The organism is Pseudocitrobacter sp. 73 (assembly GCF_008369545.1).
GTDB lineage: Bacteria > Pseudomonadota > Gammaproteobacteria > Enterobacterales > Enterobacteriaceae > Pseudocitrobacter > Pseudocitrobacter vendiensis.
Genome location: NZ_VTZO01000015.1, coordinates 178,015 through 199,796 on the forward strand (window position 1 = coordinate 178,015; position 21,782 = coordinate 199,796).

Genomic DNA, 21,782 nt, shown 5'->3' on the forward strand with positions numbered 1-21,782 from the left:
CTAACCAAAGCGAATCACCTTCGCAAGGGCAATTTTATCGCATTGTATCAACTGCGGAAAAAAACAGCAAAAAAGCCTGTTTTCCCTAAAAGAGAGGCGGCAACCGCCGCCTTATTAATCACTTATCGCAGATATCAGACCGCTTTAACCGCATCCGCAATGCGATTAGCGAATGCAGTAACCTGTGCTTCGTCTTCGCCCTCAACCATCACGCGAATCAGTGGCTCGGTGCCCGATTTACGCAGCAGCACGCGACCGCGGTTGCCCAGTGCGGCTTCCACTTCCGCCGTCACCGCTTTTACTGTTTCATTTTCCAGCGGGTCGCCGCTACCCGCTGTGAAGCGGACGTTGATCAGCACCTGCGGGAACATTTTCATGCCGCTGCACAGATCATGCAGAGACATGTGGTTACGCACCATCGCTGCAACAACCTGCAGCGCGGCCACAATCCCGTCACCCGTGGTGGTTTGATCTAACAGAATGACGTGACCGGAGTTTTCCGCACCAATGCGCCAGTCTTTCTCCTGCAGTTTTTCCAGCACGTAACGGTCGCCCACTTTGGCGCGTACAAACGGAATACCTAACTGCTTCAGCGCGACTTCCAGACCCATGTTGCTCATCAGGGTGCCGACCGCGCCACCGCGCAGTTTGCCCTGACGCAGCCCTTCACGGGCAATGATATAGAGGATCTGGTCACCGTCGACTTTATTGCCTTCATGGTCAACCATGATGACGCGGTCGCCGTCGCCGTCAAAGGCGATGCCAAGGTGTGCCTTCTCAGCCAGTACGCGCGCCTGCAAGGCACGAACGTCGGTTGCGCCGACTTCCTGGTTGATGTTTACGCCATCCGGATCACAGCCGATGGCCACAACCTGCGCGCCCAGTTCGCGGAATACGTTCGGCGCGATGTGATAAGTGGCACCGTTCGCACAGTCGACCACGATTTTGAGGTCGTTCAGGCTCAGTTCGTTCGGGAAGGTCGCTTTGCAGAATTCGATATAGCGGCCTGCAGCATCGACGATACGACTGGCTTTACCCAGTTCGGCTGAATCCACACAGCTGATCTCTTTTTCCAGCTCAGCTTCGATGGCTTCTTCAACTTCATCCGGCAGTTTGGTACCGTCGATGGAGAAGAATTTGATGCCGTTGTCGTAGTACGGATTATGCGATGCGGAGATAACGATACCCGCCTCAGCGCGGAAGGTACGTGTCAGGTAAGCCACCGCAGGGGTCGGCATTGGGCCAGTAAAGGACGCAGAGAGCCCCGCAGCGGCAAGGCCGGCTTCCAGTGCAGACTCCAGCATGTAGCCTGAGATGCGGGTATCTTTACCGATGATGATCTTACGTGAACCGTGGCTTGCCAGCACCTTCCCGGCTGCCCAGCCCAGTTTCAATACGAAATCAGGGGTGATGGGCGCATCGCCTACGCGACCACGAATACCATCGGTACCAAAATATTTACGTTTACTCATAGCGTTTGTTTTCCTTCGCTGACAACGTAGCTTCCACCACGCGCATCGCTTCTACAGTTTCTTTGACATCATGGACACGAATAATATGCGCCCCCTGCATTGCGGCAATCACCGCACACGCCAGGCTACCACTGAGACGTTCGGAAGGCCCAACGTTCAGCAGTTGACCAATCATCGACTTACGCGACATCCCAACGAACAGCGGAAGGCCAAAATGATGGAATTCGGACAAGCGTGCCAGTAATGCATAATTATGGGAGAGATTCTTACCGAAACCGAACCCCGGGTCGAGGATCAATTTCTCTTTTCCGATACCTGCCGCTTCACAACGTGCGATATGTTCAATAAAGAAGCGATTCACATCTGCAAAAACGTCATCATACTTCGGCGCTTCCTGCATGGTTTTCGGATTGCCCTGCATGTGCATCAGGGAAACGGGGAGGCCGGTTTCCGCAGCCGCTTCCAGTGCGCCGGGTTCGGTAAGCGAGCGGATATCATTAATAATATGGGCGCCTGCGCGCGCGGATTCGCGGATGACTTCCGGTTTTGATGTATCAACAGAGATCCACACTTCAAATCGCTGGGCAATGGCCTCTACGACCGGGATCACCCGTTCCAGCTCCTCTTCGACGCTGACTTCAGAAGCCCCTGGGCGCGTAGATTCACCGCCCACATCCACAATCGTCGCTCCAGCGTTAATCATCAGGTTAGCGTGCTTCACCGCCTCCACTAACGTATTGTGCGTTCCACCGTCGGAGAACGAATCCGGCGTGACGTTCAGAATGCCCATAACGTGAGGGTGAGAGAGATCCAGCGTGGAGCCCTGGGCGAAGAGTTTCATGGCTAATCCTTCCGATTGATTCTTGTCTTGAATGTAAAAAAACCCTGAGGCAAGCCTCAGGGTTTCAGGTGATGCTACGTTATCACGTGCGGATAACTTATTTGTCGCCTAACTGTTCTGACATGGTGTTGCCCGGGTTCGGCGTACGCGGTTCATCGACCGGACGCGGCGCACGCGGGGTGCCATTGTTGTCAGAATTGTTCGATGAACCCGGTTCTTCCCAGCCCGCTGGCGGGCGAACATCACGGCGGGCCATCAGGTCATCAATCTGCGGCGCATCGATGGTCTCATATTTCATGAGCGCATCTTTCATCGCATGCAGGATGTCCATATTGTCGTTAAGCAACTTACGCGCACGATCGTAGTTACGTTCGATGAGCGATTTTACTTCCTGGTCGATGATACGCGCGGTTTCATCAGACATATGTTTCGCTTTCGCGACTGAACGGCCCAGGAACACTTCGCCCTCTTCTTCCGCGTACAGCAGCGGACCGAGTTTGTCGGAGAAGCCCCACTGGGTGACCATGTTACGTGCCAGGTTCGTCGCGACTTTAATGTCGTTCGACGCACCGGTAGAAACATGCTCCGCACCGTAGATGATCTCTTCTGCCAGACGACCGCCATACAGCGTAGAAATCTGGCTTTCCAGTTTCTGACGGCTGGCGCTGATCGCGTCGCCTTCAGGCAGGAAGAAGGTCACACCCAGCGCACGTCCGCGCGGAATAATCGTCACTTTGTGCACCGGATCGTGTTCCGGCACCAGGCGACCAATAATCGCGTGGCCTGCTTCGTGATACGCGGTAGATTCTTTCTGCGCTTCCGTCATCACCATGGAGCGACGTTCCGCACCCATCATGATTTTGTCTTTCGCTTTTTCGAACTCAACCATCGAGACAACGCGTTTGTTGCCACGTGCGGCAAACAGTGCCGCTTCGTTCACCAGGTTCGCCAGGTCTGCACCGGAGAAACCAGGAGTACCACGGGCAATGATTGCCGCGTCGATATCGGGTGCCAGTGGTACGCGACGCATGTGAACTTTCAGGATCTGCTCACGACCGCGAACATCTGGCAGGCCAACGACAACCTGACGGTCGAAACGGCCAGGACGCAGCAGCGCCGGGTCGAGAACGTCCGGGCGGTTAGTTGCCGCGATAACGATGATACCTTCGTTACCTTCGAAGCCGTCCATTTCAACCAGCATCTGGTTCAGGGTCTGTTCACGTTCATCGTGACCACCGCCCAGGCCTGCGCCACGCTGGCGGCCTACGGCGTCGATTTCATCGATAAAGATGATGCACGGTGCCGCTTTCTTCGCCTGTTCGAACATGTCACGCACACGAGATGCGCCCACACCGACGAACATTTCTACGAAGTCAGAACCGGAAATCGTAAAGAACGGAACCTTCGCTTCGCCAGCGATTGCTTTCGCCAGCAGCGTTTTACCGGTACCCGGAGGGCCGACCATCAGGACGCCTTTCGGAATTTTACCGCCCAGTTTCTGGAAACGGCTCGGCTCACGCAGATATTCAACCAGTTCACCAACCTCTTCTTTTGCTTCGTCACAGCCTGCGACGTCAGCAAAGGTGGTTTTGATCTGATCTTCAGTCAGCATGCGCGCCTTACTTTTACCGAACGACATGGCACCTTTGCCACCGCCGCCCTGCATCTGGCGCATGAAGAAGATCCAGACACCGATCAGTAACAACATCGGGAACCAGGAGATGAAGATAGAAGCCAGCAGGCTCGGTTCTTCAGGCGGTTCGCCAACCACTTTGACATTTTTAGTCAGCAGGTTGTCGAGAAGCTTCGGATCGTTAACCGGAATGTAAGTCGTGTAACGGTTACTATCTTTCTTGGTAACGTTGATCTCACGTCCGTTGATACGCGCTTCGCGAACCTGGTCCTGATTGACCTCTTGCAGGAAGGTAGAGTAGTCCACCTTGCGGCTATTCGACTCGCTGGGCCCAAAGCTCTGGAATACTGACATCAGCACAACGGCAATGACCAGCCAGAGTATTAGGTTTTTCGCCATGTCACTCAAGGGATTAACCTCTTATTACAACTGTGTTAAAAACAGCGTCAGGATACTCTATATCCAGTTTGTTTCAAACTTTCGTCTGAAATTCCACCTTCTATGGTTTTCGCCCGGTCGCTACAATGTACACTTCCCGCGAACGCGCGCGAGAAGAGTCCGGCTTACGAACTTTCACCTTCGTAAACAGGGAGCGAATTTCCCTTAGATACTCATCGAAGCCTTCGCCCTGGAACACCTTCACTACAAAATTACCGCCTGGCGCGAGAACATCACGAGCCATTTCAAGCGCCAGCTCCACCAGATACATGGCGCGGGGGATATCCACCGCGGGTGTTCCACTCATGTTTGGTGCCATATCTGACATGACAACTTGTACTTTACTGTCACCCACGCGTTCCAGTAACGCTTTCATCACGAGTTCATCACGAAAGTCGCCCTGAAGGAAGTCCACACCAACGATTGGATCCATAGGTAAAAGATCGCAAGCGATGATGCGGCCTTTGCCACCAATCTGCGTGACCACGTACTGTGACCAGCCTCCTGGGGCAGCACCGAGGTCAACAACCGTCATCCCCGGCTTAAAAAGTTTGTCACTTTGCTGTATTTCATCAAGTTTAAACCAGGCACGGGAACGCAACCCCTTTTTCTGTGCCGCTTGAACATATTTATCGCTAAAGTGTTCCTGAAGCCAGCGACTTGAGCTGGCAGAACGCTTCTTACCTGTCATTTAACTTTCCCATCGGGGCAGAACATCGTTGCCATGCGGCGTAAATTTCAACGCACTATTTGGCGATATATGGGAGATGGCGGTAGAATGACCCGTTTTCAATCCCAACGTAAGCAAAAATATACGATGAATCTGAGTACTAAACAAAAACAGCACCTGAAAGGTCTGGCACATCCGCTCAAGCCGGTAGTTATGCTTGGCAATAATGGTTTGACCGAAGGGGTACTGGCCGAGATTGAACAAGCGTTAGAGCACCATGAACTCATCAAGGTGAAAGTCGCGTCTGAAGATCGCGAGACCAAAACCTTGATCGTGGACGCTATCGTGCGCGAAACCGGCGCCTGTAACGTACAGGTCATCGGTAAAATGCTGGTGCTTTATCGCCCGAGTAAAGAACGTAAAATCTCGCTGCCACGTTAAGAATATCCTAAATTTGCACACAACAGTGTGTAAAACGAGGGTTTTCCTTCTCGAGGGCTAGCAACATGCCACGCTCTTCAGCTTGATAAAAGGCCGCTATGCGGCCTTTTTCTTATCTTTACAATGCATCAACATCTCTGCGTTGGGCAACCGTTAAAGATATTCAACCTTAATGATTTCGTACTCGACTTCGCCGCCTGGCGTGCGAATGGTAACGACATCATCCTGCTCTTTGCCGACCAGACCACGCGCGATCGGTGAGTTCACAGAAATCAGATTCTGCTTAAAATCCGCCTCATCATCACCCACGATACGGTAGGTTTGTTCTTCATCAGTATCGAGGTTAAGGACAGTGACAGTTGAGCCAAAAATCACGCGGCCATTGTTAGGCATTTTGGTGATATCGATAACCTGCGCGTTAGACAGCTTGGCTTCGATATCTTTAATACGGCCTTCGCAGAAGCCCTGCTGCTCACGGGCAGCATGGTATTCAGCGTTCTCTTTCAGATCGCCGTGCTCACGTGCTTCCGCAATGGCTGCAATGATTTCAGGACGGCGAACAGATTTCAGAAAATCGAGTTCTTCACGCAGTTTTTCTGCGCCACGAAGGGTCATCGGAATAGCTTGCATTTGTTATACCTCTTGAACATTCCTGTTGGGAGCAGTTCACCCCGCTCCGGCTCTCAGCCCGCCTGACAACGCCACGCGGCCAGGCCAGAAGCAAAAGAAAACCGACCCGGGTACAAAGTCCCAGGTCAGCAGCAATTTCTCATTTGATAAGTATTTTACCCTGAAGTTCACTATGGGTCATCGTTTACTTTACAGGGCTTTGCGCCGTAGTATGTCGGCTTGTTTCCAGGTTGTTAGCGCGGGATTATGCGATTTTCCAGATTTATCATTGGATTGACCACCACGATAGCGTTTAGCGTCCAGGCCGCGAATGTTGAAGAGTACACCAGTCAACTTCCTGCAGGGGCCAATCTTGCTTTTATGGTGCAAAAAGTGGGCGCAGCAGCGCCAGAGATCGACTACCACAGCCAACAGATGGCGCTGCCTGCCAGTACGCAGAAAGTGATCACTGCGCTTGCGGCGTTGCTTCAGCTTGGCCCCGACTTTCGCTTTACCACCACTCTTGAGAGCAAAGGCAGCATCGATGATGGTACGCTGAAAGGCGACCTGGTGGCGCGATTTGGCGGCGATCCGACGTTAAAACGTCAGGATATTCGCAATATGGTCGCTAACCTGAAAAAAGCAGGTGTGCAGAAAATTGAAGGTAATGTGCTCATTGATACCTCAATTTTCGCCAGTCACGATAAAGCCCCTGGCTGGCCGTGGAACGACATGACCCAGTGCTTCAGCGCCCCGCCCGCTGCCGCGATTGTCGATCGCAACTGCTTCTCGATTTCTCTCTATAGTGCGCAAAAAGCGGATGATTTAGCGTTTATTCGCGTTGCGTCTTATTATCCGGTGACCATGTTCAGCCAGGTACGTACGCTGGCGAAAGGCTCCCCTGACGCGCAATACTGTGAACTGGACGTGGTGCCAGGCGATCTTAACCGCTACACCCTGACCGGCTGTCTGCCGCAGCGTTCCGAGCCGCTTCCACTGGCTTTCGCGATCCAGGACGGCGCCAGCTACGCCGGTGCGATCATTAAAGATGAACTGAAGCAGGCTGGCATTACCTACAGCGGCACGCTGCTGCGCCAGACCCTGGTTAATGAGCCGGGAACCGTGATCGCCACGAAGCAGTCCGCGCCGCTGCACGATCTGCTGCGAATTATGCTGAAAAAATCGGACAACATGATCGCCGATACCGTCTTCCGTATGATCGGCCACGCGCGTTTCAACGTGCCGGGTACCTGGCGTGCGGGTTCGGATGCGGTACGTCAGATCCTGCGTCAGCAGGCGGGCGTCGATTTAGGCAACACGATTATCGCCGATGGCTCCGGCCTTTCACGGCATAACCTGATCGCCCCTGCGACGATGATGCAGGTGCTGCAATATATCGCTCAGCATGATAATGAGCTGAACTACATCTCTATGCTGCCGCTCGCCGGGCATGATGGTTCTTTGCAATACCGCGCAGGTCTGCATCAGGCGGGGGTAGATGGCAAAGTCTCCGCGAAAACGGGTTCGTTGCAGGGCGTGTATAACCTGGCCGGATTTATCACCACCGCCAGCGGTCAACGAATGGCATTCGTGCAGTATCTCTCGGGCTATGCGGTTTCACCGGCGGATCAACGTAACCGCCGTATTCCGTTGGTGCGGTTTGAGAGCCGGTTGTATAAGGACATTTATCAGAATAACTGAGCATAAAAAAAACCGGCCATCAGGCCTAATGCTGGTCAGTTAAGCACTGATTCACTTTTCAAAGCATCTTCCCGTTGCGCTCCTGTCTGGCTCCATGCCATATAAATCGTGCAGGCGCAGGGAGCACGCAGGGGGCGGCCAATCGCCGCCGCCCCCTGCACCCCCGGGCTTCGGCGGAAAAATCGCCGCTTCGCGGTTCCCTCAGCTTATCCCTTACGGCTTTCGGGTCGGGCGCGAGGTAACATCCCTGTAAAGCCGCGCCCTCAGCCCACATCCATGTGGGCTGCCCCGGCCTTCAGGGAACACTTCGGCGATTTTGACGCCACCAACAGCGCTGCGGTCTTTAAGTAAACAGCAAAAACCAGCGTATCTGAAACCGACGAGTCCCCGCTGGAAATCGGCGAGCCGGAGAATGGAAGACAAGGTCAGTCCGCCATGGATGGCGGACTGAGGCGAACCGAGACAGGACGTCGAGTTTCGCCGTGCCGCAGGCTGGAGTTCGGAGGAGAGCGTAGTGCGAAGCACCGATTTCCCCGCGGGGCCGCGGGGATTGCGAAGGGGGTCGCGGTTGACCCCCTTTGCCCGTTCACTGATGCTGATGTTACATATTGCGCAAAACATAAAGTGAACGGAACTTTGCGCTTAACTGACCAGCATTAGGCCATCAGGCCGGGTTTTTAAGTTTAACGCTTGTAAATGAACTCAACGCCTTCTTCGTCGTCTTCGTCCCAATCGTCATCCCAGTCTTCATCGTCTTCTTCTTCGACAGCCGCTTCTTCAAGCTGCTGGCGGTGATAGTCATCCCACATGAATTCGACTTTCTCTGGCTGTTTCGCTTCTTCTGCGGAAACAATCGGGTTCTCGATGATAAAGGTCATGACATCCCAGCACAGGTCTTTTACGCCCTGCTGGCTGGCGGCGGAGATCAGGTAGTGTTTACCTTCCCAACCCAGCGCCTCTGCAATCTCTTTAGCCTTCGCTTCAGCTTCCGCTTTATCCATCAGGTCGATCTTATTGAAGACCAACCAGCGTGGCTTACCGGCCAGTTTTTCACTGTACTTCTCAAGTTCGCCGATAATAATACGGGCGTTCTCAACCGGATCGGAACCGTCGATCGGCGCGATGTCGATGAGATGCAGCAGCACGCGGCAACGCTCAAGGTGTTTCAGGAAGCGGATACCCAGACCAGCACCTTCCGCTGCGCCTTCGATCAGCCCCGGAATATCGGCAACCACGAAGCTCTTCTCGTTATCCATACGCACCACACCAAGGCTTGGCACCAGGGTGGTAAACGGATAATCCGCCACTTTCGGCTTCGCCGCAGACACGGCGCGGATGAAGGTGGATTTACCGGCGTTCGGCATACCCAGCATACCAACATCGGCCAACAGCATCAGTTCCAGCTGCAGGTCACGCTTGTCACCCGGTGTCCCCATCGTTTTTTGACGCGGAGTACGGTTAACGGACGATTTAAAACGGGTGTTACCCAGACCGTGCCAGCCGCCCTTTGCCACCATCAGACGCTGACCGTGTTTGGTCATGTCGCCCATGGTTTCGCCGGTACCCTGATCGATAACACGGGTACCCACCGGCACTTTAACCGTGACGTCTTTGCCGCGCTTACCGGTACAGTCACGGCTCTGGCCGTTCTGGCCACGTTCCGCACGGAAAGATTTTTCAAAACGATAGTCAATCAGAGTGTTCAGGTTCTCGTCAGCTTCCAGCCAGACATCACCACCATCGCCGCCGTCGCCGCCATCAGGGCCACCGCGTGGAATATATTTTTCACGGCGGAAGCTTACGCAACCATTACCGCCATCACCTGCTACAACCAGGATCGTTGCTTCATCAACAAACTTCATTTTACTCTCCGTAAATCATTCGCCTGAGCGGGGGACAACTACAACCGCCTCACGCTTACGCCACCGTCCCCAAAGACGGTGACCAATGGCGGAATACATTGCGCCCGCAACCACGACAAACGCACCGAGATAACCGATAAGGTTTAACATCGGTCTGGCGAAGAAATCGGGCCAGGCCATTGATAATAAATCTGAAAATAACAGTGTAAACAGTGGGGTCAGCGTCACAATCGCGCTCACCTGCGCCGCCTGCCAGCGAGCCATGGCTTCCGCCAGTGCGCCATAGCCAACCAGCGTGTTCAGCCCACAAAATATCAGGCAGGCTAGCTGCCAGTCACTGAGCTGATGGATAACCGCCGGCTTTGCCAATGGCAGCAGCGCAATAGTACATAAAGTGTACAGTAAAAACAGGATCTGTTGTGACGCCAGCCGCCGCAATAACACCTTTTGCGCGACGCCATAGCTCACCCAGACCATCGCCGCCCCGACACCGAAGATAACGCCCCAGGTGTAGTCGGTCAGGCGCGTGAAAATCTCAATCAAACTGGTGTTGAAGAACATCACCAGCCCGCAGACCAGCATGATAGCGCCAACAATCTGCGTACCGCGCATTTTCTCTTTGAGGATAAATACGCTGGCAACCATCATCCCGACGGGAGAGAGCTGCCCAATGACCTGCGAAGCCGTCGGACTGACATATTGCAGCGAGGAGCTGAAGAGAACAAAGTTCCCAAACAGACCGCCTGTGGCAATCGCCAGCAGAACCAGCCAACGCGGGTTACGGAAAATTCGCAGCGGCGGCAGCTTGCGCTTCACCGTCAGAATGAGGCCAAGGCCGACACTGGCCATCAAAAAGCGATAGAAGACAACGGTAGGCGGTTCCATGACCTCCAGTACCTGCTTCATTGCAATCGGCAAAGCACCCCAACATATCGCCGTGGTGAGTGCCAAAAGAATACCAATACCTGCCTGCTGCTTCATACCGGATTCCCTGCCTGAGACCACTGTGATTTTCCGGGCGTCGAATGTAAAAAGCCCCGCAACGAGTTGCGGGGCTTTAATCCGTTACCGGACCACGAAAACCTTACTCAGCAACGATGCTGATGTATTTACGGTTGTTCGGGCCTTTAACTTCGAATTTCACTTTACCGTCTGCTTTAGCAAACAGAGTGTGGTCACGACCGCAACCTACGTTGTTACCAGCGTGGAATTTGGTACCACGCTGACGAACGATGATGCTACCCGCCAGAACGGTTTCGCCACCGAAACGCTTAACGCCAAGACGTTTAGCTTCTGAATCGCGACCGTTACGAGTTGAGCCGCCAGCCTTTTTATGTGCCATTTAAATCTCTCCTCAGGTCTTAGGCGCTGATGCCAGTAATTTTCACATCAGTGAACCACTGACGGTGGCCCTGCTGCTTACGGTAGTGTTTACGACGACGAAACTTAACGATTTTAACTTTCTCGCCACGACCGTGAGCAACAACTTCAGCTTTGATTACGCCGCCATCAACGAAAGGAACGCCGATTTTGACTTCTTCACCGTTTGCGATCATCAGAACTTCAGCGAATTCAACAGATTCGCCAGTTGCGATGTCCAGCTTTTCCAGGCGAACGGTCTGACCTTCGCTTACTCGGTGTTGTTTACCACCACTTTGGAAAACCGCGTACATATAGAACTCCGCTTCCGCGCACATTAATCGTGTGATTCAGAGTGCGCTATAAATATTCACAATAGGGCGCGAATATTACGCAAAACGCGAGCCTTTGACAAGTGCTACCATCAATACACGCAGAAAAAAAACACAACTTTCACGGTAACGTTTATCTGAGCCGTTTTTTCAGTACAATCAGTGCTACAACTCTAACGTAAAACCTTCATTATCCCGTACGGATAAGTGGTAAACAGGACATTAAGCCCGGCTTTTGCGATGAATCTACAACAAATCAATGAGTTAACCGCGCAGGATATGGCGGGTGTCAATGCAACGATTCTTGAACAGCTCAACTCAGATGTTCAGCTCATCAATCAGTTGGGTTATTACATCGTCAGTGGAGGCGGAAAACGCATTCGCCCTATGATCGCCGTACTGGCCGCTCGCGCGGTCGGCTACGAGGGAAATGCCCATGTCACCATCGCTGCGCTGATTGAGTTTATCCACACCGCCACGCTGCTGCACGACGATGTGGTGGATGAATCCGACATGCGCCGCGGGAAAGCGACCGCGAATGCCGCGTTCGGGAATGCGGCAAGCGTCCTGGTCGGCGATTTCATCTACACCCGTGCGTTCCAGATGATGACCAGTCTCGGCTCGCTGAAGGTGCTGGAAGTGATGTCGGAAGCGGTGAACGTGATTGCCGAAGGCGAAGTGCTGCAGTTGATGAACGTCAACGACCCGGACATCACCGAAGAAAACTACATGCGCGTGATTTACAGTAAAACCGCGCGCCTGTTTGAAGCGGCATCCCAGTGTTCCGGCCTGCTTGCAGGCTGTACGCCAGAGCAGGAAAAAGGTTTGCAGGATTATGGACGCTATCTCGGTACTGCTTTCCAGTTGATTGATGATTTACTGGATTACAGCGCCGATGGCGAGACGCTCGGCAAAAACGTCGGTGATGACCTCAACGAGGGCAAGCCGACCCTGCCGCTGCTGCACGCTATGCGTAACGGTACCCCGGAACAAGCGCTGCTGATTCGCGGTGCGATTGAGCAGGGTAACGGGCGTCATCTGCTGGAGCCGGTTCTGGAAGCTATGGCGGCCTGTGGCTCGCTGGAGTGGACGCGTCAGCGCGCCGAAGAAGAAGCGGATAAAGCTATTGCCGCCCTCTCACCGCTGCCTGATTCTCAATGGCGCGATGCGCTTATCGCCCTCGCCCACATCGCTGTTCAGCGCGACCATTAATCCTGTCTGTCTCTCCCGCGCACATAGCGGGAGAGTTCCAGTAAAATCCCAAAAATGATTATTCATGCCTGATAGCGTCGAAAATTTGATGTTTTCTGAATTTAAGCTCAACTTACATGAACTTTTTAGAGCTTACCAACAGGAAGCGCTATAGTACTCCCGTGCTGTTTTCACGAACAATTTAGCTTCTGAACAGGGAGATAACATGGATAAGTTTATTGACTGGCACCCTGCGGATATCATCGCGGGTCTGCGCAAAAAAGGCACAACAATGGCGGCGGAATCCCGTAAGAATGGCCTGAGTTCCTCTACGCTTGCCAACGTTCTGTCGCGCCCGTGGCCGAAAGGTGAGCTGATTATCGCCAAAGCGTTGGGTACTGAGCCGTGGGTTATCTGGCCGTCACGCTATCACGACCCTATCACGCATCAGTTTATTGATAAGACGCAGTCGATGCGTCAGACGAAAAAGAAATAAACCTCAGAAAGCACAACGCCTCTCACGCTGCACGTAAGAGGCGTTGTGAGAAGAACGATTACTCGCCCTTCACACGTTCGATATTCGCACCCAGCGCGCGCAGTTTGTCTTCAATGCGCTCGTAGCCACGATCGATGTGATAGATACGGTCAACAATGGTGGTACCTTCCGCGATGCAACCTGCCAGCACCAGGCTTGCAGACGCGCGCAGATCGGTCGCCATTACCTGAGCGCCGGAGAGTTTCTCAACGCCGTGACAGATAGCCGTATTGCTTTCGATTTCCGCACGCGCGCCCATACGGATCAGTTCCGGAATGTGCATGAAACGGTTTTCGAAGATAGTTTCGGTGATCACACCCGTCCCTTCCGCCAGCATATTCAGCAGGGTGAACTGCGCCTGCATGTCGGTCGGGAAGCCAGGGTGCGGCGCGGTACGCACGTTCACCGCTTTCGGACGCTGACCGTGCATATCCAGGCTGATCCAGTCGCTGCCGACTTCAATTTCAGCACCGGCTTCGCGCAGTTTCGCCAGCACGGCGTCCAGCGTTTCCGGGCACGCGTTACGGCAGATGATTTTGCCGCGAGAGATGGCCGCAGCCACGAGGAAAGTACCGGTTTCGATACGGTCTGGCAGTACGCGGTAAACGCCGCCACCCAGGCGTTTTACGCCTTCGATGGTGATGCGATCGGTGCCCTGACCGCTGATTTTCGCGCCCAGCGCAACGAGGAAGTTTGCTGTATCGACAATCTCCGGCTCGCGCGCGGCGTTTTCGATGATGGTGGTGCCTTCAGCAAGGGTAGCCGCTGACATAATGGTCACGGTGGCGCCAACGCTCACTTTGTCCATCACGATGTGCGCGCCTTTCAGGCGGCCATCAACGGAGGCTTTCACGTAGCCTTCTTCCAGCTTGATGGTCGCACCAAGCTGTTCCAGACCAGTGATGTGCAGGTCAACCGGACGCGCACCAATAGTACAGCCGCCCGGCAGTGAAACCTGACCCTGACCAAAACGCGCTACCAGCGGACCAAGAGCCCAGATGGACGCACGCATGGTTTTCACCAGTTCATACGGCGCGCAGAAGATGTTCACACCGCTTGCATCGATGTGTACCGAACCATTGCGCTCAACTTTCGCGCCTAACTGGCTCAGCAGCTTCATCGACGTATCAACGTCTTTCAGTTTCGGGACGTTTTGAATCTCTACCGGCTCTTCCGCCAGCAGTGCGGCGAAGAGGATTGGCAGTGCGGCATTTTTAGCGCCGGAAATAGACACTTCGCCCTGGAGCTTAGTCGGCCCCTGAACACGGAATTTATCCATTATTCTGTTCTCTGTTAAAAGTCATACTCGCCATCGATTCACGCCCTTACAGGCGAATCCATGGCTCAAAATCCGTTAAGTTTACGGTCGCGTGCCCACTCTTGCGGGGTATACGCTTTGATTGACAGGGCATGGATGCGGTTGTCCGCAATATACTCCATCAGCGGGGCATAGATAGTCTGCTGCTTCTTGACCCGGCTCATGCCGTCAAACATCTCACCCACCGCGATAACCTGAAAGTGGCTGCCATCGCCCGAGACGATCGCTTCCTGAAGGGAGAGTGCATTCATCAGCACGGTCTGAATTTCATGATTTTCCATGGGTTCACATTTTTATCTGATAGAGAAAACAGCCCAACATCTTAGAGGAAAGTGACGCAGGCTTAAACAATCAAAAAGCCCCATCGTGCAGATTGATGGGGCTTTGAGAGTAATCAGCAGCAATAACGCACTGAAAGTATTATGGGATCATATCTGCTGGCAGATTATACAACCCGGCGAGCGTGGCGACGTTTTCGCTCACACCTTTAACGCTGGCTGTATTTCCCTGACGGCGGATCAGCTCGATAAAGTGGATTAATAACGCGAGGCCAGCGGTATCAACGCGGCTTAGACCACTTAAATCAATCACCTGAGCGCCGCTCGTGGCTTCGGCTCTGGCGTCCCACAGGGGGACCAGTAGATCTTGATCCAGTTCACCGTGCAGCGACAGGATATCCCCGTCGCGCGTCCAGCTTAGCTGTTCCATTATTTTTTCTGTTCCAGCGTAATCGGCTGGTTAGAGATAGATTTCAACTGTGCGGTAAGGCCATCAATGCCTTTGGTACGCAGCAGGTCGCTCCACTCGTTTTGCTTGGTAGTGATCATGCTCACCCCTTCCGCAATCATGTCGTAAGCCTGCCAGTTACCCGTCTGGGTGTTTTTACGCCACTGGAAATCCAGACGCACTGGCGGACGGCCATTCGGGTCGATAATGGTTACACGGATTGGCACGATAGACGCGTCATTCAGCGGCTGTTCCGGCGCGATCTGGTAGGTCTGACCATGGTACATGGCCAGCGCCTGGCCGTATGCCTGTTTCAGGTATTCACGGAATGCCGCGAAGTAAGCATCACGCTGTGCGGGCGTCGCATCTTTGTAGTAACGGCCCAGCACCAGCGCTCCGGCATATTTTACCTGCACGTACGGCAGAAGTTCCTGATCGACCACGTCGCGCAGATAGTTCGGATTCGCGCGAATTTTCGGCTGTTCATTTTTCAGGCGATCAAAAGTTTTCTGCGCCGCTTCATTCATCAGCTTGTACGGGTTGGACTGGTCAGCCGCCGTTGCCGCAGTTAACGGGGCAATCACCAGCATAGCGACCATCAATAAGCGTTTAAACATGAGTTACGTCTCCTGAAATTAATTCGTCGAGCCAGCAGCAGGCGCCGCAGCATCAGTATGTCCTTCGCCGGAGCTCTGCGCATCGCCTGAATTCTTATTGTCACTGCCTTTACTGTTGTAAAGGAACTGACCGATTAAATCTTCCAGCACCATGGCAGATTTGGTGTCCTGAATGGTACCGCCATCTTTAAGGATAGACGTTCCCAGCTCCGGGTCCTCAAAACCGACGTTCAGAGCCAGATACTGTTCCCCCAGCAGCCCGGAGGTGCGAATCGCCAGCGAGCTGGTATCCGGGATATGGTTGTAACGCTCTTCGATATCCAGCGCTACACGCGGCAGATAGGTTTTTGGGTCGAGGGTGATGTCCGCGACGCGGCCAATCACAACCCCACCAATACGCACCGGCGAACGCGCTTTCAGGCCGCCGATGTTATCGAAGGTGGCGTAAATGCGGTATGTCGGCTCCGTACGCAGCGAGGTGACATCCGCCGCTTTCAGGCAGATAAACAGCGCCGCCAGCATGGCAACCAGCAAAAAGATACCGACCCAGATTTCACTCTTTTTCGTTTGCATTCACTCAATTCCCAAACATCAGTGCCGTCAGCACAAAGTCCAACCCAAGTACCGCCAGCGACGAATGCACCACGGTGCGCGTTGTCGCACGGCTGATCCCGGCAGAAGTAGGGATCGCATCGTAACCGTTGAATAACGCAATCCATGTAACCGTAATGGCGAAGACCACGCTCTTAATCAGGCAGTTCACCAGATCAAGGCGGAAATCCACCGCATTTTGCATTGCCGACCAGAAGAAGCCCGCATCAATACCTTTCCAGCTCACGCCAACCAGCGAACCACCCCAGACGCCAACCGCGACGAACATAATCGTCAGCAACGGAAGCGAGATGACGCCCGCCCAGAAGCGTGGAGAAATAACACGACGTAACGGGTCGACCGCCATCATTTCCATGCTGGAAAGCTGTTCCGTCGCGCGCATCAGGCCGATTTCAGCCGTTAGAGCGGAACCCGCGCGGCCTGCAAACAGCAGCGCGGCAACCACCGGCCCCAGCTCGCGCAGCAGCGACAGCGCCACCAGCATGCCTAAACTGGTTTCCGCGCTATAGGTGGTTAGAACCAGATACCCCTGAAGCCCCAGCACCATACCGATGAACACGCCGGACACAAGGATGATGAGCATCGACAGCACACCAACGTTATAAAGCTGGCGCACCAGCAACGGCGCGTGCTTGCGAAACTCCGGCTTGCCGACGATGGCATTGAATAACATTAACCCAGCGCGCCCGAACGTCGCGAGAGTCTTAATCCCGCGATGGCCCAGCGCGGCCAGTGCATTTAACAGCATGAGTAAGTTAGCTCCCTGTTCCTAAGAGATCGCGGCGATAGTCGCCCGCAGGATAGCGGAACGGCACAGGCCCATCGGCAATGCCGTCGAGGAACTGGCGTACCCGGGGATCATCGTTTTCCTGCAACGCTGACGCGCTCCCGTGCGCGACAATTTTTTTATCCGCCACGATGTAGGCGTAATCCGCGATACTCAGCACTTCTGGCACATCGTGCGAAACCACGACACAAGTGACACCAAGCGCGCTATTGAGTTCCGAAATCAATTTGACCAGAACGCCCATAGTGATGGGGTCCTGACCAACAAAAGGTTCATCAAACATAATGAGGTCAGGCTCAAGCGCGATAGCGCGCGCCAGCGCCGCACGTCGCGCCATGCCGCCGGAGAGCTCTGACGGCATCAATTTCGCCGCCCCACGCAGGCCAACCGCTTCCAGTTTCATCATCACCGTGCTTTTCAGCAAAGCGGGAGGAAGCCTCGTGTGCTCACGAATAGGATAGGCGACATTGTCAAAAACGTTCATGTCGGTGAACAGCGCACCGGACTGAAACAGCATGCTCATGCGTTTACGCACGGTATACAGGCGCGAGCGGGACATCTCCGGCACATTCTCGCCGTCAAACAGGATCTCGCCGCTGTCCGGTGGGATCTGCCCGCCAATCAGGCGCAGCAGTGTGGTTTTGCCGATGCCGGACGGCCCCATAATGGCAGTAATTTTTCCGCGCGGCACCGAAAGCGAGATATTGTCAAAGATAACACGGTTCCCGCGCGTAAAGCTCATTCCCCGGACATCAACAAGATTCGCTAAACTCTGGCTCATACGTTTCCCTTTACCAGGACCTTAACAGGGTGAGCATGGAATGATTCCCTGCCCTAAACCCGACATTCTTACAGAATCTGCTCTGCTTTGGTTAACGAAATCTGGCATTTGTTTTACTTTTACAGCGCATAAAGTCAAAATTAAGAATTCGTTACGACCAAGCGTTACGGACTAGCGATTATACCTTAAGAAAGGACTTTGAATGCTTTTAGCGACGGCTCTGTTCATAATTGGTTTACTTCTGGTGGTTTACAGCGCCGACCGTCTGGTTTACTCCGCATCAATACTGTGTCGCGCGGTAGGTATTCCGCCGCTGATTATTGGTCTGACAGTGGTCAGCGTCGGCACATCATTACCGGAAATTATTGTATCTTCCGCCGCCGCGCTGCACGGGCAGGTCGATCTAGCCATTGGCACCGCCATTGGTTCGAATATCATCAATATTTTATTAATCCTCGGACTTGCCGCCTTACTGCACCCTTTTACCGTGCATTCTGATATCCTGCGCCGCGAAATTCCCTTAATGTTAATCGTCAGCCTGCTGGCGGGCTATGTGTTGTATGATGTTGAATTATCACTGTTTGATGGCATTTTTTTGCTCGCGCTGGCGGTGCTTTGGTTGCTGTTTACCGTTAAAATCGCCCGGCTGGCGGAACGTCAGGGAAACGATAGCCTGACCCGCGAACAGGTTGCAGAACTGCCTCGCGAAGGTTCGCTGCCGGTTGCGTTCCTGTGGCTCGGTATCGCATTGATTATTATGCCCATGGCAACGCGCATGGTGGTGGATAACGCCACGGTGCTGGCTAATTTCTTTGCCATGAGCGAGTTGACGATTGGCTTGACCGCCATTGCGCTGGGCACCAGTCTCCCAGAACTGGCGACCGCAATGGCGGGCGTGCGCAAAGGCGAAAATGACATTGCCATTGGTAATATCATCGGTTCCAACTTTTTTAATATCGCCATTGTTCTTGGAATACCGGCGCTGCTTGCGCCTGGCGCGTTTAACCCACTGGCATTCACCCGCGACTACGGGGTGATGGTTATCGTAAGCGTGATTTTTGCGTTGCTGTGCTGGCGACGTCAACAAATTGGCCGCGTGGCGGGCGCGCTCTTAACCGGCGGGTTTATCGCATGGCTGGCGATGCTCTGGTGGGCGACGCCGCTCTTTGTAGAATGAATCGGGATAACATTATGTCGCAAATCGATTTGCAACCGGGTTTTGACTTCCAGAAAGCCGGGAAAGAGGTGCTGGAGATTGAACGCGAGGGTCTGGCCCAGCTCGATCAATACATCAACGACGACTTCAGCCGCGCCTGTGAGAAAATCTTCTATTGCAGCGGTAAAGTCGTGGTAATGGGCATGGGAAAATCCGGGCATATTGGCCGCAAAATGGCTGCGACATTTGCCAGCACCGGCACCTCCGCGTTCTTCGTGCATCCGGGCGAAGCCGCACACGGCGATTTGGGCATGGTGACGCCGCACGATATCGTCATCGCCTTGTCCAACTCTGGTGAATCAAACGAAATTCTGGCGTTGATCCCTGTTCTGAAACGTTTGCAGGTGCCGCTGATTTGCATGACCAGCCGCCCGGAAAGCAGTATGGGCCGCGCGGCGGATATCCATCTGTGCGTGAAAGTGCCGAAAGAAGCCTGCCCGTTGGGCCTGGCGCCGACTTCCAGCACTACTGCGGCGCTGGTTATGGGTGATGCGCTGGCGGTTGCGTTGCTGAAAGCGCGCGGCTTCACTGCCGAAGATTTTGCGCTCTCCCACCCCGGCGGCGCACTCGGTCGCAAGCTGTTGCTGCGCGTAAACGACATTATGCACACCGGCGACGACATTCCGCGCGTCAACAAAGAAGCCTCTTTGCGTGATGCGCTGCTGGAAATTACCCGCAAAAACCTCGGCATGACGGTAATTTGCGATGAAAACATGAAGATCGACGGTATCTTTACCGATGGTGACCTGCGCCGCATCTTTGATAACGGCGCCGATTTACGTAGCCTGAGCATTGCCGATGTGATGACCCCTGGCGGCATTCGTATCCGTCCGGGTACGCTGGCCGTTGACGCGCTAAACCTGATGCAATCACGCCACGTCACCTGCGTGCTGGTTGCTGAGGGCGATCAACTGCTGGGCGTCATCCATATGCATGATTTACTGCGCGCAGGCGTAGTGTAAAAGGATTAAAAACAATGAGTAATGCTGTCACTTCCGTGGCAACCTGTTACGGCCCGGTGAGCACCGAATTTATTGAGAAAGCGGCGAAAATTCGCCTGCTGATCCTCGACGTCGACGGCGTGCTGTCCGATGGTCTGATTTACATGGGGAATAACGGCGAAGAGTTGAAAGCGTTTAACGTGCGTGATGGCTACGGTATTCGCTGTGCCCTGACGTCCGGAATCGAAGTTGCCATTATTACCGGGCGAAAAGCTAAACTGTTAGAAGACCGCTGTGATACGTTAGGAATTACCCATCTTTATCAAGGGCAATCCGATAAACTTATCGCCTATCGCGAGCTGCTCGGCAAGCTCGGTTTGCAGGCCGATGAAGTTGCTTATGTGGGCGACGATCTCATCGACTGGCCGGTTATGGCGGAAGTGGGTTTAAGCGTTGCGGTCAATGACGCGCATCCACTGTTGCTGCCACGTGCGGATTACGTCACCCGTATTGCCGGTGGGCGCGGCGCGGTCCGTGAAGTGTGCGATCTCCTGTTGCTGGCGCAAGGGAAGTTAGAGGAAGCCAAAGGGCAATCGATATGAGTAAAACCAGACGTTGGGTTATTATCCTGCTTTCGCTTGCGGCGCTCGTCCTCATTGGCGTGAATCTGGCCAGCAATGATGATGACGGTCAGGCGGTGGTTAACAGCAACGACCCAACTTATAAAAGCGAACATACCGATACGGTGGTCTACAGCCCTGAAGGCGCGTTGAATTATCGGTTAATCGCAGAACACGTCGAGTATTTTTCCGACGAAGCTGTCTCGTGGTTTACCCAGCCGAGACTGACCACCTTTGACACTGATAAAGTGCCAACCTGGTCAATCAAAGCCGATAAAGCGAAGCTGACAAACGATCGCATGCTGTACCTTTATGGTCACGTTGAAGTTAACGCCCTGACCCCTGACGCGCAATTGCGCAAAATTACGACGGATAACGCCCAGATCAACCTGGTCACCCAGGATGTTACCTCTGATGATTTGGTGACGTTATACGGAACGACATTTAATTCCAGCGGCCTGAAAATGCGCGGCAATTTACGCAGCAAGAACGCCGAGCTGATTGAAAAGGTTAGAACCTCCTATGAAATTCAGAACAAACAAACTCAGCCTTAAGCTGGCGCTCGCCGGTTCTCTGCTGGCAGCCAGCCTGCCGGCACTGGCACTGACTGGTGATACTGACCAGCCGATTCATATTGAATCCGATCAGCAGTCGCTGGATATGCAGGGCAATATCGTCACCTTTACCGGCAACGTTATTGTGACCCAGGGCAGTATCAAAATTAACGCCGACAAGGTGGTGGTGACCCGTCCTGGCGGCGAAAAAGGCAAAGAGGTGATCGACGGCTACGGTAACCCGGCGACCTTCTACCAGATGCAGGACAACGGCAAGCCGGTGAAAGGCCACGCCGCCAAAATGCATTATGAACTGCAAAGTGATTTCGTGGTGCTGACCGGCAACGCATATCTGGAACAGGTCGACAGCAACATCAAGGGCGACAAAATCACTTACCTGGTTAAAGAACAGAAAATGCAGGCGTTTAGCGAAAAAGGTAAACGCGTAACGACCGTTCTGGTTCCGTCCCAGTTGCAGGACAAGAACAAAAACCAGGCACCGGCACAGAAGAAGAGTAACTAATTC

25 protein-coding genes are annotated in these 21,782 nt (G+C 53.7%); 9 read left to right on the forward strand and 16 right to left on the reverse strand.

The features are described from left to right. Positions 1-134: 134 nt before the first annotated feature. The 4 genes from glmM to rlmE form a co-directional block, all read right to left on the reverse strand. Positions 135-1,472, reverse strand: a complete 1,338-nt coding sequence (gene glmM / locus F0Q32_RS16860; RefSeq protein WP_149463987.1) for a phosphoglucosamine mutase — start codon at positions 1,470-1,472, stop codon at positions 135-137. Next, on the reverse strand, positions 1,465-2,313 hold the full coding sequence (folP, locus tag F0Q32_RS16865; RefSeq protein ID WP_149463988.1) for a dihydropteroate synthase: 849 nt from the start codon (positions 2,311-2,313) through the stop codon (positions 1,465-1,467). The genes glmM and folP overlap by 8 nt, the downstream gene beginning before the upstream one ends. 97 nt (positions 2,314-2,410) lie before the next feature. Then, entirely contained in the window at positions 2,411-4,345 is a 1,935-nt protein-coding gene (ftsH, locus tag F0Q32_RS16870; RefSeq protein ID WP_108474971.1) for an ATP-dependent zinc metalloprotease FtsH, read from the reverse strand. 100 nt (positions 4,346-4,445) lie between these two features. Then, positions 4,446-5,075: a 23S rRNA (uridine(2552)-2'-O)-methyltransferase RlmE gene (gene rlmE / locus F0Q32_RS16875; protein ID WP_015962846.1), complete on the reverse strand. Its 630-nt coding sequence runs from the start codon at positions 5,073-5,075 to the stop codon at positions 4,446-4,448. A 126-nt stretch (positions 5,076-5,201) separates the two neighbouring features. Between rlmE and yhbY the strand changes: the two genes are divergently transcribed. Continuing rightward, complete coding sequence (gene yhbY / locus F0Q32_RS16880; protein ID WP_041686369.1) at positions 5,202-5,495, forward strand: ribosome assembly RNA-binding protein YhbY; 294 nt, start codon at positions 5,202-5,204, stop codon at positions 5,493-5,495. Positions 5,496-5,648: 153 nt separating this feature from the next. Here yhbY and greA read toward each other — a convergent pair whose 3' ends face one another. Next, positions 5,649-6,125, reverse strand: a complete 477-nt coding sequence (gene greA / locus F0Q32_RS16885; RefSeq protein ID WP_015962844.1) for a transcription elongation factor GreA — start codon at positions 6,123-6,125, stop codon at positions 5,649-5,651. Positions 6,126-6,371: 246 nt separating this feature from the next. Here greA and dacB point away from each other — a divergent pair, with 246 nt between their 5' ends. Then, positions 6,372-7,805, forward strand: coding sequence for a serine-type D-Ala-D-Ala carboxypeptidase (dacB, locus tag F0Q32_RS16890; protein ID WP_149463989.1), 1,434 nt, complete (start codon positions 6,372-6,374; stop codon positions 7,803-7,805). Positions 7,806-8,488: 683 nt separating this feature from the next. Here the strand turns inward: dacB and cgtA are convergent. The 4 genes from cgtA to rplU form a co-directional block, all read right to left on the reverse strand. Next, positions 8,489-9,667, reverse strand: coding sequence for an Obg family GTPase CgtA (cgtA, locus tag F0Q32_RS16895; RefSeq protein WP_149463990.1), 1,179 nt, complete (start codon positions 9,665-9,667; stop codon positions 8,489-8,491). 15 nt (positions 9,668-9,682) lie between these two features. Next, positions 9,683-10,648 carry a DMT family transporter gene (locus tag F0Q32_RS16900; protein ID WP_015962840.1) on the reverse strand — a complete coding sequence of 322 codons (966 nt, stop codon included), beginning with the start codon at positions 10,646-10,648 and terminating at the stop codon, positions 9,683-9,685. A 103-nt stretch (positions 10,649-10,751) separates the two neighbouring features. Then, entirely contained in the window at positions 10,752-11,009 is a 258-nt protein-coding gene (rpmA, locus tag F0Q32_RS16905; RefSeq protein WP_007673187.1) for a 50S ribosomal protein L27, read from the reverse strand. Between the two features lie 19 nt (positions 11,010-11,028). Next, positions 11,029-11,340 carry a 50S ribosomal protein L21 gene (gene rplU, locus F0Q32_RS16910; RefSeq protein ID WP_003025032.1) on the reverse strand — a complete coding sequence of 104 codons (312 nt, stop codon included), beginning with the start codon at positions 11,338-11,340 and terminating at the stop codon, positions 11,029-11,031. 258 nt (positions 11,341-11,598) lie between these two features. Here rplU and ispB point away from each other — a divergent pair, with 258 nt between their 5' ends. Continuing rightward, complete coding sequence (gene ispB, locus F0Q32_RS16915; protein ID WP_015962839.1) at positions 11,599-12,570, forward strand: octaprenyl diphosphate synthase; 972 nt, start codon at positions 11,599-11,601, stop codon at positions 12,568-12,570. Between the two features lie 205 nt (positions 12,571-12,775). Continuing rightward, positions 12,776-13,045: a DNA-binding transcriptional regulator SfsB gene (sfsB, locus tag F0Q32_RS16920; RefSeq protein ID WP_149463991.1), complete on the forward strand. Its 270-nt coding sequence runs from the start codon at positions 12,776-12,778 to the stop codon at positions 13,043-13,045. A gap of 58 nt (positions 13,046-13,103) precedes the next feature. On the opposite strand, the gene murA is transcribed toward sfsB, so the two are convergent. From murA to mlaF, 7 genes are all read right to left on the reverse strand, one after another. Then, entirely contained in the window at positions 13,104-14,363 is a 1,260-nt protein-coding gene (gene murA, locus F0Q32_RS16925; RefSeq protein ID WP_015962837.1) for a UDP-N-acetylglucosamine 1-carboxyvinyltransferase, read from the reverse strand. A gap of 65 nt (positions 14,364-14,428) precedes the next feature. Beyond that, a complete protein-coding gene (gene ibaG, locus F0Q32_RS16930) occupies positions 14,429-14,683 on the reverse strand; it encodes a BolA family iron metabolism protein IbaG (RefSeq protein WP_015962836.1) in 255 nt (84 codons plus the stop codon). A gap of 139 nt (positions 14,684-14,822) precedes the next feature. Next, positions 14,823-15,113 (reverse strand): lipid asymmetry maintenance protein MlaB, encoded by a 291-nt coding sequence (gene mlaB / locus F0Q32_RS16935; protein WP_149463992.1) that lies wholly within the window; start codon positions 15,111-15,113, stop codon positions 14,823-14,825. Continuing rightward, entirely contained in the window at positions 15,110-15,745 is a 636-nt protein-coding gene (gene mlaC, locus F0Q32_RS16940) for a phospholipid-binding protein MlaC (protein WP_015962834.1), read from the reverse strand. The genes mlaB and mlaC overlap by 4 nt, the downstream gene beginning before the upstream one ends. A gap of 18 nt (positions 15,746-15,763) precedes the next feature. Continuing rightward, on the reverse strand, positions 15,764-16,318 hold the full coding sequence (gene mlaD / locus F0Q32_RS16945; RefSeq protein WP_149463993.1) for an outer membrane lipid asymmetry maintenance protein MlaD: 555 nt from the start codon (positions 16,316-16,318) through the stop codon (positions 15,764-15,766). 4 nt (positions 16,319-16,322) lie between these two features. Then, entirely contained in the window at positions 16,323-17,105 is a 783-nt protein-coding gene (gene mlaE / locus F0Q32_RS16950) for a lipid asymmetry maintenance ABC transporter permease subunit MlaE (RefSeq protein ID WP_149463994.1), read from the reverse strand. Between the two features lie 7 nt (positions 17,106-17,112). Further along, positions 17,113-17,925, reverse strand: coding sequence for a phospholipid ABC transporter ATP-binding protein MlaF (mlaF, locus tag F0Q32_RS16955; RefSeq protein WP_113858901.1), 813 nt, complete (start codon positions 17,923-17,925; stop codon positions 17,113-17,115). A 202-nt stretch (positions 17,926-18,127) separates the two neighbouring features. Between mlaF and F0Q32_RS16960 the strand changes: the two genes are divergently transcribed. Genes F0Q32_RS16960 through lptA form a run of 5 tightly spaced genes read left to right on the forward strand, consistent with a single transcriptional unit; the run spans position 18,128 to position 21,779 of the window. After that, positions 18,128-19,102: a calcium/sodium antiporter gene (locus F0Q32_RS16960; RefSeq protein ID WP_149463995.1), complete on the forward strand. Its 975-nt coding sequence runs from the start codon at positions 18,128-18,130 to the stop codon at positions 19,100-19,102. 14 nt (positions 19,103-19,116) lie between these two features. After that, positions 19,117-20,103 (forward strand): arabinose-5-phosphate isomerase KdsD, encoded by a 987-nt coding sequence (gene kdsD, locus F0Q32_RS16965; RefSeq protein WP_149463996.1) that lies wholly within the window; start codon positions 19,117-19,119, stop codon positions 20,101-20,103. A 14-nt stretch (positions 20,104-20,117) separates the two neighbouring features. Beyond that, positions 20,118-20,684, forward strand: a complete 567-nt coding sequence (gene kdsC / locus F0Q32_RS16970; protein ID WP_108474958.1) for a 3-deoxy-manno-octulosonate-8-phosphatase KdsC — start codon at positions 20,118-20,120, stop codon at positions 20,682-20,684. Then, positions 20,681-21,256, forward strand: a complete 576-nt coding sequence (lptC, locus tag F0Q32_RS16975) for an LPS export ABC transporter periplasmic protein LptC (protein WP_149463997.1) — start codon at positions 20,681-20,683, stop codon at positions 21,254-21,256. Before kdsC ends, lptC begins: the two co-directional genes overlap by 4 nt. Continuing rightward, positions 21,225-21,779 carry a lipopolysaccharide ABC transporter substrate-binding protein LptA gene (gene lptA, locus F0Q32_RS16980; RefSeq protein ID WP_149463998.1) on the forward strand — a complete coding sequence of 185 codons (555 nt, stop codon included), beginning with the start codon at positions 21,225-21,227 and terminating at the stop codon, positions 21,777-21,779. Before lptC ends, lptA begins: the two co-directional genes overlap by 32 nt. The last annotated feature ends 3 nt before the right edge of the window (positions 21,780-21,782 follow it).